The following is a 13,756-nucleotide window of genomic DNA, read 5'->3' on the forward strand; positions in this document are numbered from 1 at the left end:
GTTACCGCCTCAGGTCACGCTGGAAGCGGTCCCGGATCTCCGGCGTGCTGAGCGCGTTCGTCGCGCGCGGCGGGATCGTCCCCGTCCGTGGCAGCGTCCGCACGCTGACCAGATGTGGTCCGGGAGCGGCCTGGGCGCGCCCCATCGCCGCCCGCACCGCCTCCTCGTCCGCGCAGACGGCGCCGCTGGCGTAGCCGGCCGCCAAGGCCAGGTCGGGGAACGACGTGGTGGCCGAGGTGGTCGCCTGACCGCCCGTCGACTCGTGGACCCGGTTGTCGAGCACCACGTGGACCAGGTTGGCGGGTGCCGCACCACCGATCATCGAGAGGGCGCCGAGGTGCATCAGCAGCGCGCCGTCCCCGTCCAGCACCACCACCGTCCGCTCGGGACGCGTGAGTGCCACCCCGAGACCGATGGACGCGGCGTGGCCCATGGAGCCCTGCATGTAGAAGGTGCCGGGCGCGTCGGCGACGGCGTGGGTGTCACGGCCGGTGAAGCCGGTGGTGGCGACGACCGCGGCGTCCGGCGCGGAGTCGGTGACGATCCGGATCGCCTCCGAGGCGGGCAGTCCCACCTCGTGCGGGGCGCTGGCCGCCGTGGCCTTGCCGATGGCGCCGCGCTCCACCAGCACGAACGGCGCCCGCTGGGCGGCCAGATCGCGCTCCGCCCGCTCCAGGACCGTGGCGAACTCCGCCACCCCGTCATGCGCGGACAGGAGGTGGCGCGGGGCGCCGAGGCTGTCGAGAAGGCCCGGCGTCGCCGGTCCCATCACCTCGTGCTGGGGCTCGTCCGTCGTGGGGTCGGGCCATCCCCGCAGGCTGGTGAAGGTCAGGACCGGCAGCTGGTAGGTCATCACCAGTGAGGTGAGCGGGTTGACGAGGTTGCCCAGACCGGAGTTCTGGAGCATCACGTAGGCGCGGTGCCCGCCGAGGGCGGCACCGGCGGCCACCGCGAGCGCGCTGCCCTCGTTGGGGGCGGGCACGTAGCGCCCCGGCTGGTCGCTCAGAAGGGCGATGGGTCCGCCGAAGTGGGAGCAGGGGACGCCGCTGGCGAAGGTGAAGCCCCGGTCGGTCAGCAGGTCGCAGAAGTCCTGTGCGGAGATCATGAACGGGGCAACTCCGTTTCCGGGGTGGTGGATGGCGGGGTGGACTCCTGGGTGGCCGGCTCGTGCCGCGGGTCCGGAGCGGCTCGGCCGCGGCGCCGCATCCTGACGCCCTCGACGATGATCGGTATTCCCGAGACGAGGACGATTCCGATGACGATCGCCTCGATGTTCTCGCGGACGAAGGCGACCTGCCCGAGGTAGTACCCGAGCAGGGTCAGGCTGACCGACCAGAGCACGGCACCGATCACGTTGAAGAGGAAGAAGGTGCGGTACCTCATCCGCCCGACACCGGCGGTGATGGGGATGAAGGTGCGGAAGACGGGGATGAACCGCGCCATCACCAGGGCCTTGGGGCCGTGCTTCCGCATGAACTCCTGCGCGCGCTCGGCGTTCTCCTGTTTGAAGAAGCGGGAGTTGGGGCGGCGGAAGAGGGCGCCGCCCACCTTGCGGCCGAAGGCGTAACCGAACTGGTCGCCCAGGACGGCGGCCGCCGCGATGGCGAGCATCACCAGCCACAGAGGCTGGTGGAGGATCTGTTCGTTGGCCACCAGGAGACCCGCCGTGAACAGCAGCGAGTCGCCCGGAAGAAAGAAGCAGACGATCACGCCGGATTCGGCGAAGACGGTGGCCATGATGCCCAGCAGACCGAAGCCCGATATCAGCGCTTCGGCGTCGAGCAGGGGTGATGAGGCGAGGTCCTGCACAGGTGCCCCCAGGGCGGTGGTCAACGAGACGGACGGGACGGATGAGTCGGATGGGTCACGCGAGTCGGACCGGGCGTGCCGTCCGCCGGCGCGGCACCGGACCGGCGGACGGCACGGGTGATCAGGCGGCGGCCCAGTCGGGCCGCTGGTCGACGCGCACCACGGCGCAGGTGATGGACACCCCGCCGCCGTGCGCCACGATCAGGACGTGGTCCCCGGGGCCGACCTGCCCGGTCTCCACCAGATGCGTCAGGCCGACGATCTGGTCGTTGACCGTCATGTGTCCCAGCTCGCGGCCGAATTCGAGCAGCCCCTGCCGGGGGGAGAGCCCCATCGGGTCGAGGATGACCTTCAGGTAGCTCTCCTGGCCGGTGAAGACGTGGCAGACCCGCGCGACGTCACCCGGTTCGAGTCCCGCCTCCGCCAGGGTGCGCAGGGCGATCTCCGTCCGTAGCTCGCCCTGGCGGCGGACGACCTCGGCGACGGTCTCTTCCAGCCCCCCGGCGGCGGCGAGGCGTTCCTTGAAGTCCATGCCGCGGCCGACCGTCAGCGACGGCGGGAAGAGGGGCTCCGTGCCCCGGTACTGCTCCTCCACCTCGGCCGTCGAGCCGGTGTTGATGGACAGCAGACTCGCGAACCCCTCGGTCCTGGACAGCAGGATCGCGCTGGCCCCGTCGCCGAGCACGCCGTTCTGGATGCCGAACGCCCACCGGTTGAAGTGCGGAGTGCCGACGTTGTCGGCGCCGGTGAGCAGCGCCGCCGTCCGTTCGGGGACGGCCATGAGGTAGCAGGCGGCCAGTTCCAGCGAGCCGACGAGACCGCTGCACGCCTGCCACACCCGGAAGGACGGCACGTCCCGTTCGGTCAGGTGGCGCAGGATGTAGTGCTGCGGCGACCACCCCTCGGGGCCCTGCTCGTGGCCGCAGGCGTGGATGTGGAAGTCGATGTCGTGCGGGTGCAGCGCGGAGCGCTCCATCGCCTGCCGGGCCGCGGCGACGGCCATGTCCGGTGCGGGTGTCTCGCCGGCGACGGCGGCACCGGTCCAGCCGTAGAACTCGTGGTCGTCGGCGTCGTACAGGCCGAGCGCCACGGCCTCGCGGGCGTCGACTGTCTCGGGGATGTACGTGCCCAGCCCGGCGATGCGGATGTCGGTGGTCTTCATGTGGTTCAGTCCTCGTCCATCGCTCGGTCAGGCCGAGACGTCAGCGGAGTTGAGTTCGATGGCCAGGGCCTGGGCGACGGTGGTGATCGTGCCGTTCTTCAGCAGCTGCACCATCGGCAGCCGCACCCGGTACCGGCGCTCGACCCGGTTCCGCAGCTCCACCGCCATCAGGGAGTCCATACCGAGCCGACTCAACGGCCGACCCACATGGACCCGTTCAGCCCGCAACCCCATCACCACCGCCACCTCGCGTTTCAGGAACTCCACCAACTCGCCGTCGGAGGCCTCCCCCGTGGGGCCGGACACCGGCACGTCCGGCGCGGTGGCCGGGGGCTCGGGAGCCGCCGAGGGTTCCGGGGCCGGTTCGGGCGCGGGTGGGACCGGGTGTGCCGTCGTGAACTCGGTGGCCCGCGGCGGTCCGAGGGGTTCGGCCGACCGGTCCTCCGGGGCGGTGCCGGTGAGCCACCGCAGCAGCGGGGCCTCGGCGGCGCTCGGGTAGGCGCGTGCCCAGGCCCGCCAGTCCGCGGGCAGCACCGCGGTGTGCACCCTGCCCTCGGCCAGGATCGTGCCCAGCAGCGCCAGCCCGTCGGCCGGGCTGAAGGAGGCCATGCCCTGTGGCAGCAGGGCGCGTTCCTCCTCCCGCTCCTTGCGTGCCACCATGCCGACGCTGTCCCAGAAGCCCCAGTTGACGACGGTGGCGGAGAGGCCCTGGGCGTACCGGTGGTGGGCCAGCGCGTCGAGGAAGGCGTTCCCGGCCGCGTACCCGCCCAGCATGGGGGAGCTGAGCAGCGCGGAACCGGAGGAGAACAGGACGAACGCCTCGACCGGCTCCGCGCGCAGCAGCCGGTGCAGGTTCCACGCCCCCGAGACCTTCGCGGCCAGTACCCGGTCCATTCCGGCGCCGTCCAGGTCGGTGAGGGTGGTGTAGTCGATGACCCCGGCCGCGTGGAAGACCCCTCGCACGGGTGGCATCCCCGCGCGACGCCGGGAGTCCAGCACCGTCCGCATGGCCGGAGCGTCGGCCACGTCGACGCGTTCGTACGTCACGTTCACTCCGCGCTCGCGCAGCCGCCGGAGTACGGCGACGGCCGCCGCTCGCGGGTGGTCCCCGTCCGGCGTCGCGTCCTCCTCCGGCAGTGGGCCACGGCCGGTGAGCAGCAGATGCCGGGCGCCCTGGTCGGCCAGCCACAGCGCCAGCTGACCGCCGATGCCGCCCGCTCCGCCGGTGATCAGGTAGGTGCCCTCGGCCCGCACGGCGACGGAGTCACCACGGGGACCGGTCTGTGTGGGGGAGGGCTGCCCGAAGGACAGCACGATCTTGCCGGTGTGCCGGGCCTGGGCCATCAACCGGAAGGCGTCCGCGGCCTGTTCGGCGGGGTAGACGGTGTGCGGGAGTGCCTCCAGGGCACCCTCGTCGACCAGCGCGGCCGCGGCGCGCAGCACCGCCCCGGCGCGCTCCGGCGCGTGCTGGATCATGTGCACGACGTCGATGGCGTGGAAGGAGAGGTTGCGGGCGAAGGCGCCCAGCGGCAGCGCGCCGTTGTCGAGGATCTCGCGCTTGCTGAGTTCCAGGTAGTGCCCGTAGGGGGCCATCAGGGAGAGATTGGCCTCGATGGCGTCACCGGCCAGGGTGTTGCAGACGACGTCGAAGCCCTCTCCGGCCGTCGGCGCGAAGGCGTCGACGAAGTCGAGGCTCCGGGAGTCGGCGACCTGCTCCACCCCGAGGTCCCTCAGTAGCCGCCGTTTGGCGTCGCTGCCCGCGGTCGCGAAGACGCGCGCTCCCTTCCAGCGGGCGACGTTGAGCGCGGCGCGCCCGGTGCCGCCCGTGGCGCTGTGGATGAGGATCCGCTGGCCGCGCTCCAACCGGGCCGTGTCGTGCAGGGCGTGGTAGGCGGTGAGGTAAGCGGCCGGGAGGGTCGCGGCCTCGGCGGCGGTCAGCCGGGCGGGCCGGGGGGCGGTGAGGCAGGCCCGCGTGACGACCTCGGTGGAGAGGGCTCCCTCGGCGAAGGCGATGACCTCGTCGCCCACCGCGACGCCGGTGACGTCCCGGCCGGTCTCGCTGACCGTACCGGCGCACTCCCAGCCCATCACCGGCGCACTCTCGTCCTGGCCCGGGTACATGCCCAGACTCAGCAGCACGTCGCGGTAGTTCAGCCCGGCGTGACTGACCTGGACGCGCACCTCGTCCGGGGCGAGTTTCCGGGAGGGCTTCGGAGTGAGCCGCAGGTCGTCGATGACGCCGGGGGAGGGCAGCGAGAGCGCGCGCGGCGCGCGGGCGGGGGCGGACGCGGGGCGCAGCCTGGCCGCGAGGCGGCGTCCGTCGCGCCAGGCGACCTGGTCCTCCTGATCGGGCTGGAGCAACTGCTCCACCAGGGCGGTCACGCTCCGGGGGGACCGGTCGAGGTCGACCAGCCGCGGGCGGAGCGCCGGGAGTTCGGCGGCCAGTGTGCGGCCGAGCCCCCACAGCATGGCCTGGAAGGGGTGCCGTACCCGCTCGGTGGCCCCCGCGGCCTGGGCGAGTTGGGTGACCAGCCACAGCGGCGGGTGGCCGAGGGACTCCTTCTCCAGCGACCGCGTGAGGTACGGGATGCTGTGCGCGGCGAGCAGTTGGGCGCGGTGGATCTCGGAGGGCGTGGCGTCCAGACCGGCCTGGGCGTCCAGGGCCCACAGGTGGATGATGCCGCGGCACTCGCCGTAGCGGGCCACGTCGACGAGGACCTCGCGGTAGTGCTCCTCCCTGGCGGGGTCGATGCGGTAGCGGTCGCCGCCCCCGGACAGTTGGCCCGCGCCGACGGTGACGGCCACCACGCGCTGGCCGTGGCCGTCGAGTTGCCGCACCAGGGCCCGCCCGGTGGGGCCGCTGTCGGTCAGCACCAGCCAGAAGCCGCCGGGTTGGGGGCTGTCCTTCTCCGGGGCGGGCTGGGGAGCCTCGTCCCAGGTGAGGGCGTGCAGCCAGGAGTCGTGGGGACCGGGGTCGACGGCGGGGCCGGAGACCGCGGACGGGGGAGCGGCGGAGCCGGGGTCGGGAGGTGGCGTCACGGAGTCCTCGGGAACGGGGGTACGGCGGGCGAGCGGGGCGGGGGCGTGACCGGCGAGGTACTGGAGGCGCAGTCCGCGCATCTCGGCGATCAGACGCCCGTCGTCGGCGCGGATGTCGATGTCGGCGACGAACGAGTCCTCGCGTGGGGAGGGCAGCAGCCTGGCGTGGCTGACCAGGGAGGTGGGCGGCGCGGCGTGGAAGCGGACCTCGTCGATCCCGCCGAGGACGAAGACGCCCTCGTCACCCGGGACCGTCGGTTCGCGCGCGGCGGCCATGGCGTGGCCACTGGCGTCCAGGAGCGCGGGGTGGAAGTGGTGGTGGGCGAGTGCCTCCAGGAGCGCCGTGGGGCAGGACAGTTGGGCGAGGACCTCGCCGTCGGTCCGCCACAGCGCGGTGATGCCCTGGAAGGTGCCGTTCCACTGGTTTCCCCGGGCGGCGTTCCACGTGTAGAACTCGTCGGCGCTCTGGCGCTGTGGGAGCCGGGCGCGGATCGCCGCGAGCGACTCCACTGGCCGGGGGCTGTCTCCGTCCACCGCGCGCGCGGTGGCTTCGGTGTGTGGGATCCACTCGCCGGTCTCGGCGTCCCGGGAGTGGATCCGGCAGTGGAGCGTGGCGTCGGGGCCCGGGGTGAGGGTGACCCGGACCTCGGGCGCGGGTCCGTCCTCGTCGAGGAAGAGGGCGCGGTGGTAGCGCACCTCACTCACCGACAGGGCGCCGGGGGCGAGTTCGGTGCGGGCGGCCGCGCTGATGAGTTCCAGGTGGGCGGTGCCCGGCAGGATGATCGTGTCCTGGACGCGGTGGTCGCGCAGGTAGGGGTTGTCCGCCAGCCGCAGTGGGCCCTGCCAGACGCGGACGGCGCCCTCCCGGGGCGACGGAGCGCCCAGCAGCGGATGCCCTCCGCGCGGCCGGTCCGGCGCGGATTCGGCCGGTGCCGGGCTGGGCGCCGCCGGGGCGGGGGCCCCGCTGATCCAGTGGCGGGTGCGCTGCCACGGGTACGTGGGCAGCGGCACGTACCGGCCGCCGCCGGTCAGCCTCCCGAGGTCGAGGCGGGCCCCGGCCGTGTACAGGGTGGCGGCGGAGGTGAGGAGCGCGCCGCGTTCGTGGCTGTGGCGGCGCAGGCTGCCCACGGCGGTGGCGTCCACGCCGGTCTCCACGCGGCCGGTCTCCCGGATTCCGGAGACGAGCAGCGGATGGGGGCTGACTTCGACGAACACGGTGTCACCGAGGGCGAGTTGGCCTCGCACGGCGCCGACGAAGTCGACCGGCTGGCGGAGGTTGCGCGCCCAGTAGTCGGCGTCCAGACCGGAGCCGTCGACGACCTCGCCGAGCAGGGTGGAGTGCAGCGGAACGGTGCCCGCCCGCGGGGTGAGGTGCGCCAGTTCACCGAGCAGGTCCTCGCGCAGCGCGTCCATCTGCGGGCAGTGCGAGGCGAAGTCCACGTTGACCCGCCGGTTGTCGACCCCGCGCGCGTCCAGGTCGGCCAGCACCCGGTCCAGCGCCGCACCGTCACCGGAGAGCAGGGTGGAGGTCGGGCTGTTGACGGCGGCCACCGCCACCGTGTCCTCGTGACCGCCCAGCGCGGCCGCGGCCTCGTCGGAGGGGAGGGCCACCCAGGCCATGGCGCCACGGCCGACGAGGCGCGTGGCGAGCCGGCTGCGACGGCAGATCACCGCCGCGGCGTCGGAGAGCGACAGGGCGCCCGAGATGTGGGCGGCGGCGGCCTCCCCCATGCTGTGCCCGATGACCGCGTCCGGCTTGACGCCCCAGGAGCGCCAGAGTTCGGCGAGCGCGATCTCCATCGCCCAGAGGGTGGGCTGGACGACGTCGAGCCGCCCCAGCCGTTCCTCGTCCGCCGAGCGCAGCAGTTCGAGGACCGACCATCCGGTCTCGGCCCTGATGGCCTCGTCGCAGTCCCGCACGGCCCGCCGGAAGACTGGTTCGGTCTCCAGCAACTCCCGTCCCATACCCGCCCACTGGGAGCCCTGGCCGGGGAAGACGAACACGATCCGGGGCGCGGCCCGGGGGTCGGTGTAGTCGCTGGAGGACAGGCCCGGCTCGTCCTCACCGGCGGCGAAGCCCCGCAGCGCGGCGGCGGCCTCGGCGTGGCTCTCGACGGGAAGGGCGAGGCGGGCGTCGTGCGGGGTCCGGCGCAGCGCCGCGGAGTGGGCGAGGTCCCGCAGGCTCCGCTGGGCGCCCGGGCCCTCCAGGTGGTCGGCGAGGGCCCGCGCGGCGTCGGCCAGGGCCTCGGGGCTGAGGGCGGACAGCACCAGGAGTTCGGCGCGCGTCTCCGGCGTCCCGCTGTCCGGGGTACCGGTGTCCGGCTCGGGGGCGGCTTCGAGGACGAGGTGGGCGTTGGTCCCGGAGAAGCCGAAGCTGGAGACCCCGGCGACCGCGGGCCGATCCCGCTCGGGGAGTGGGGTGGCCCGGGTGGGAACCGTGAGCGGCAGGGTGTCCCAGTCGACGGCCGGGTTGGGGTTCCTCAGGTGCAGGCTGGGCGGGACCGTCCCGTTCTCCAGGCAGAGCACGGCCTTGAGGAGTCCGGCGATCCCGGCGGCGGCCTCGGCGTGGCCGATGTTCGTCTTCACCGAGCCCACCAGACAGCGCCGGTCGGCGGGGCGGGGGCCGACGACGTCCGCCAGGGCCCGCAGCTCGACCGGGTCACCGACACCGGTACCGGTGCCGTGCGCCTCGACGTAGTCGACGTCGGCCGGGTCCACCGCGGCGTTGGCGTAAGCGCGGCGCAGTACGCCCAGTTGACCCTCGACGGCCGGGGTCACCAGGTACCCGCTGCTCTGGCCGTCGTTGCCGACGGCGGATCCGCGGATCACGGCCCGGACGCGGTCGCCGTCCGCGAGGGCGGCCGACAGTGGCTTGAGGATGACCGCGCCGACCCCGTCGCTGCGCACGAAGCCGTCGCCCGAGGCGTCGGCGAACTTGCAACGGCCGTCGGAGGCGAGCATCCCGGCGCCGGAGTAGACGACGCCCTCCTCCGGCAGCAGGACGAGGTTGACGCCACCGGCGATCGCCATCGGGCACTCGCCGAGCCGGATCGCCTGGACCGCGTTGTGGACGGCCACGAGCGCGGAGGAGCAGGCGGTGTCGACGGTGAGGCTCGGGCCACGCAGGTCGAACGCGTAGGAGAGGCGGCCCGAGGTGATGGCCCGTGCGGCGGCCCCGGTCATGGCGTACAGGTCGAGCCGTTCGCGGTCGTCGTACTGGAGGTGCCAGTAGTCCCCGCCCAACTGGCCGACGAACACACCCGTGTCGGTGCCCGCGACCCGGGGAAGCGGCTGACCCGCGTCCTCCAGGGCCTCGTACGCGACCTCCAGGAGCAGCCGCTGCTGGGGGTCCATGCGGTCGGCCTCGCGGGGCGAGACACCGAAGAACTCCGCGTCGAAGGCGTCGATATCGCGCAGCAGTCCGCCCCAGCGGCTCACCGTCCGGCCCGGCGTACCGGGCTGGGGATCGTAGACCGCGTCGACGTCGTAGCGATCGGGCGGGATGTCCGTGATGGCGTCACGGCCCCGGAGCAGCATCTCCCAGAGCTGTTCGAGGCTGGTGGCGTCGGCGAACCGTCCGGCCATGCCGATGATGGCGACCGGTTCACTGACGGCGGTGCCAGCCGGGTGGCTGGTGTGGTGAGGCATGTGAGTCCTTCCGGGCATGGCGTAGCCGTTCGCTGGTGAAGCAGCACGGAAGGAACCGCGGTACGGACGTGGCGGATCGGCCGAGGCCGAACCGGTGGCGGGCGTCCATACCGAGGTCGGACGGGAGTGGGCCGGAGGAGGTCGGTCCGCTGGTTGACGGGGTCAGGTGCGGGGCGAGCGCACTGACCGTTCGTGGACCGGACGCGGCTGTCGGCACAGCCGTTGTCTCCCCCGATGGCGCCGTGGCACTGGTGTGTGCCGTGCCGACGCTACCCCCGCTGTTTCGACATGTGTCGAGATTGCCCCGGCCCCACCCACCCACGCAACGCGAGGTCATGTGACGCTCACCACACCGTGTCCCCAGGTTGACATTCATCGAAGCAGGGTCGAAAGTTGGATCCTGTTTCGTTGTTCATCTATATAGGCGGTTGTGATGCGCGCGCCTCCGCGACGCCGCCGGGGCCGCCGAAACCGCCAGGAGAGAAGTCGATCCCGATGCCCGGTCCCGCCGACCTCACCGGCGCCCAGAGAGTCAGCTCCTGCTGCGCCCCGAGCGACGCCACGCGGCCTCAACCGGCGGATTCCGAGGGGCTGTCGGGCACCTCGTCCCACTCCGCGTGGCAGTCCGAACAGCGCCCCGCCCCTCACGAAAGGACACCGCACGTGGTTGATCTCAGCTCCGACCGCCTCCCCGTCGCCGTGATCGGAGCCGGTCCCGTCGGATTGGCCGCCGCCGCGCACCTGGCCGAACGCGGCGTCCCCTTCGTCGTCGTGGAGGCGGGGGACACCGCCGCGGCGGCCGTGCGGGAGTGGTCCCACATCCAGCTCTTCAGCCCCTGGGAGTTCAACACCGACCCCGCCGCGCGTCGTCTGCTCGCGGCCGACGGCTGGGAGGAGCCGGAGCCCTCGGCCCTGCCCACCGGTGGTGAGCTCGTCAAGCGGTACCTCCAGCCGCTGGCCGAACTCCCCGCGCTGGCCCCGCACATTCGCTACGGCGCCGCGGTCACCGCCGTCAGCAGGCTGGGCATCGACCGGCTGCGCACCGCGGGCCGGGAGGAGGCCCCCTTCGTCCTGCGCCTGGCCGACGGTGAGGAGGTGCTGGCCCGCGCCGTCATCGACGCCTCCGGTACCTGGCGGCAGCCCAACCCCGTCGGCGCCAACGGCCTGCCCGCCCACGGTGAGGAGGACGCCGGCGCCTGGATCAACCACGGCCTGCCCGACGTCCTCGGCGCCGACCGGGAGCGGCACGCCGGCCGTCACACCGTCGTGGTCGGTGCCGGGCACTCGGCGGCCAACACCCTGCTCGCCCTGGCCGAACTGGCCGACACCGCGCCGGGCACCACGGTCACCTGGGCGATCCGCGGCGCCGACCCGGCCGCCAGCTTCGGTGGCGGCGGCGATGACGAACTGCCCGCGCGCGGCGCCATCGGCTCCGGACTGAAGATGCTCGTGGAGACCGGCCGGGTGACGCTCGCCGCCAACTTCCGTACGCGGGCGGTCCGTCGGCTGGGCGACGACCCCACGCGCGACCAGGTCGAGCTGGTCTCCCGGAACCTGGACGGCACCGAGCACACCCTCACCGCCGACCGGGTCGTGGCCGCCACCGGGTTCCGGCCCGACCACCGCGTCACCGAGGAACTGCGCCTCGAACTCGACCCGATCATGTCGGCGCCCCGCGCTCTCGCCCCGCTCATCGACCCCAACATGCACTCCTGCGGCACCGTCACCCCGCACGGCTACCGCGAGCTGGGCCACCCCGAGCCGGGCTACTACGCCGTGGGCATGAAGAGCTACGGCCGCGCCCCCACCTTCCTCGCGCTCACCGGCTACGAGCAGGTGCGCTCCATCGCCGCCGCGCTCGCGGGCGACATGGAGGCCGCCCACTCCGTCGAGCTGCGGCTGCCGGAGACCGGGGTGTGCTCGGCGACCTCCGGAGGTGAGGCGCTCGCGCTCCGCCTGGGGCTGACCCGGGAGCAGCACGAACAGCTCCTGCACGCCACGGCCAAGCACCTGGGCACCTCGGCCTCGGCCTCGGACGCGGTGCTCTCCGCGGCCACGGAGCTGGGCGTCGACCACACCGCCGCCCTCCAACTGGCCGCCTACGCCGCTGAGATGTTCGACTCGCCCGGCGCGGCCACCTGCTGAACCAGCACGCCGCGCCCACGTGGCCGTGCCCCTCTCCGGGCGGGGAGGGGCACGGCCCGGAACCAGCGGTTACCGCGACCAGCCAGTCACCGTGGTGAGTGGATCAGCTGGTGCGGTGGACCTTGTGCTGGGCGGCCTGGGCCCGGGGGCGGACGACCAGGAGGTCGATGTTCACGTGGGGCGGGCGGGTCGCGGCCCAGCTCACCACGTCGGCGACGTCCTCGGCGACCAGGGGCTCCGCGACGCCCGCGTAGACCGCGTCGGCCCGGTCCGTGTCCCCGCGGTAGCGGTTCAGCGAGAACTCCTCGGTGCGGACCATCCCCGGAGCGACCTCGACCACCCGCAGCTCCTCACCGCACACCTCCAGCCGCAGCGTCTCGGCCAGTACGTGGGCACCGTGCTTGGCGGCGCTGTAGCCGCCCCCTCCCTCGTAGCAGGTGAATGAGGCGGTGGACGAGACGACGACCACGACGCCGTCGCCCGAGGCCCGCAGGCTCGGCAGCAGGGCCTGGGTCACCTGGAGGGCGCCGACCACGTTCACCTCGTACATGGCCCGCCAGTCGCCGGGGTCGGCGTGCTCGACGGGTTCCGTCCCGTACGCTCCGCCCGCGTTGTTGACCAGCACGTCACAGACCGGCACCCGCGCGGCGAAGGCGCGGACGGCGTCCCGGTCGGTGACGTCCAGTGGGACCACCCGCACCGTCCCGCCCTCGTCCCGGATCTCCCGGGCGACGGCGTCGAGCCGGTCGGCGCGCCGGGCGGTCAGGACGACCTCGAACCCCTCGCGGGCCAGCGTGCGCGCCGTCGCGGCGCCGATCCCGCTGCTGGCTCCCGTGATGACGGCCGTCCGCGCGCGCTGACCCGTTTCGGCGGTACGCATGCCTGGCACGCCCCCTCGATTGAATAGACGTACATCGAATCGATCGATCTTGGCAGGAGGTGAAACCGGTGTCAACATTGACGTATGTCGAACCTAGCGCACCACGTGTCCACCACCTCGGCCGCGCCGTGCTGCCCCTCCCTCACCGAGCGGGAGCTGACCGACGAGGAGGCCGAGGTCACCGCAGCCATGTTCAAGGCGCTGGGAGACCCGGTGCGGCTGCGGCTCTTCTCCAAGGTCGCCTCCCACCCCGACCGGGAGGCCTGTGTCTGCGACATCGCCGACGTCGGGGTGTCCCAGCCCACGGTCAGCCACCACCTCAAGAAGCTCCGCGAGGCGGGCCTGCTCCTCTCCGAACGACGCGGTACCTGGGTGTACTACCGGGTCGCCCCCTCAGTGCTCGCCGCGCTCTCCGGCCTCCTCACCACCCCGGGCTGACCCGCCGTCGACAGTCCTCGCGCCGGGCCGGTCCGCCACGTCGCGAAGCCCCCGCGGCTCAGTGGAACTCGTGAACCAGCTGGATCCGGCCAACGATGTGGGCGTTGAACTCGTCAAGCTCCTCGGCCGGTACCCACAGCTCCAGGATCGTCTGTCCGCCCGCCCGCTGGACCGGATACCTGCGCAGGAACTCGGACTCGGCTTCGAACCGGGTGACGAACCCGGCGCCGTCATGCTTGACGTTCCAGTCCCGCGCGATCCTGACGGCGTACTCCTCGTTGAGTACCGGGTAGAAGATCGGCTGCTCGGGGAGGCGGGGCGGCCAGGCGAGCCAGTCCAGCTCCCGCACCAGCTCCAGCTCCCTGGGGCCGGTGGGACGCCACAGGGTCGTCGTTGCCTGCTGGCTACTCACGGACATCGCTCTCCTGACGAGGCAACCGCCGACGCGGCTGGCCGGTGGTCCGACGGTATCGACAGCCCGAGTACGGCGGCCACCGAGTTCCGAGCGTCGCCCGGTCTACCGGCGTTCCGCCCGGTGGAGCCGGGACCAGGTCTGGCCGACCGCCGTTGTGCACGCGGTCCGGAAAGCGCCGTCGCCGTCGCCGTGATCCTCGTATGTCCTTGCCGACTCGCCA

At 73.0% G+C, this 13,756-nt stretch carries 8 protein-coding genes; 2 read left to right on the forward strand and 6 right to left on the reverse strand.

What is annotated here, in order from left to right; genetic code table 11:
- Position 1 precedes the first annotated feature (1 nt).
- From aepY to E0L36_RS08175, 4 genes are all read right to left on the reverse strand, one after another.
- Positions 2-1,105 (reverse strand): phosphonopyruvate decarboxylase, encoded by a 1,104-nt coding sequence (gene aepY / locus E0L36_RS08160; protein WP_180928139.1) that lies wholly within the window; start codon positions 1,103-1,105, stop codon positions 2-4.
- Complete coding sequence (locus tag E0L36_RS08165) at positions 1,102-1,809, reverse strand: DedA family protein (RefSeq protein WP_308416710.1); 708 nt, start codon at positions 1,807-1,809, stop codon at positions 1,102-1,104. The genes aepY and E0L36_RS08165 overlap by 4 nt, the downstream gene beginning before the upstream one ends.
- 121 nt (positions 1,810-1,930) lie before the next feature.
- Complete coding sequence (locus tag E0L36_RS08170; RefSeq protein ID WP_180928140.1) at positions 1,931-2,971, reverse strand: ketoacyl-ACP synthase III family protein; 1,041 nt, start codon at positions 2,969-2,971, stop codon at positions 1,931-1,933.
- Positions 2,972-2,998: 27 nt separating this feature from the next.
- Positions 2,999-9,658, reverse strand: coding sequence for a type I polyketide synthase (locus E0L36_RS08175; protein ID WP_180928141.1), 6,660 nt, complete (start codon positions 9,656-9,658; stop codon positions 2,999-3,001).
- Positions 9,659-10,321: 663 nt separating this feature from the next.
- On the opposite strand from E0L36_RS08175, the gene E0L36_RS08180 reads away from it, so the two are divergent.
- Positions 10,322-11,803: an NAD(P)-binding domain-containing protein gene (locus tag E0L36_RS08180; RefSeq protein WP_180928142.1), complete on the forward strand. Its 1,482-nt coding sequence runs from the start codon at positions 10,322-10,324 to the stop codon at positions 11,801-11,803.
- Between the two features lie 103 nt (positions 11,804-11,906).
- On the opposite strand, the gene E0L36_RS08185 is transcribed toward E0L36_RS08180, so the two are convergent.
- Complete coding sequence (locus tag E0L36_RS08185; RefSeq protein ID WP_180928143.1) at positions 11,907-12,683, reverse strand: SDR family NAD(P)-dependent oxidoreductase; 777 nt, start codon at positions 12,681-12,683, stop codon at positions 11,907-11,909.
- A gap of 84 nt (positions 12,684-12,767) precedes the next feature.
- On the opposite strand from E0L36_RS08185, the gene E0L36_RS08190 reads away from it, so the two are divergent.
- Positions 12,768-13,121: a helix-turn-helix transcriptional regulator gene (locus E0L36_RS08190; RefSeq protein ID WP_180928144.1), complete on the forward strand. Its 354-nt coding sequence runs from the start codon at positions 12,768-12,770 to the stop codon at positions 13,119-13,121.
- Between the two features lie 58 nt (positions 13,122-13,179).
- On the opposite strand, the gene E0L36_RS08195 is transcribed toward E0L36_RS08190, so the two are convergent.
- Positions 13,180-13,539, reverse strand: coding sequence for a hypothetical protein (locus E0L36_RS08195; RefSeq protein WP_180928145.1), 360 nt, complete (start codon positions 13,537-13,539; stop codon positions 13,180-13,182).
- Positions 13,540-13,756: the final 217 nt, after the last annotated feature.

The organism is Streptomyces sp. AJS327 (assembly GCF_013450295.1).
Lineage (GTDB): Bacteria > Actinomycetota > Actinomycetes > Streptomycetales > Streptomycetaceae > Streptomyces.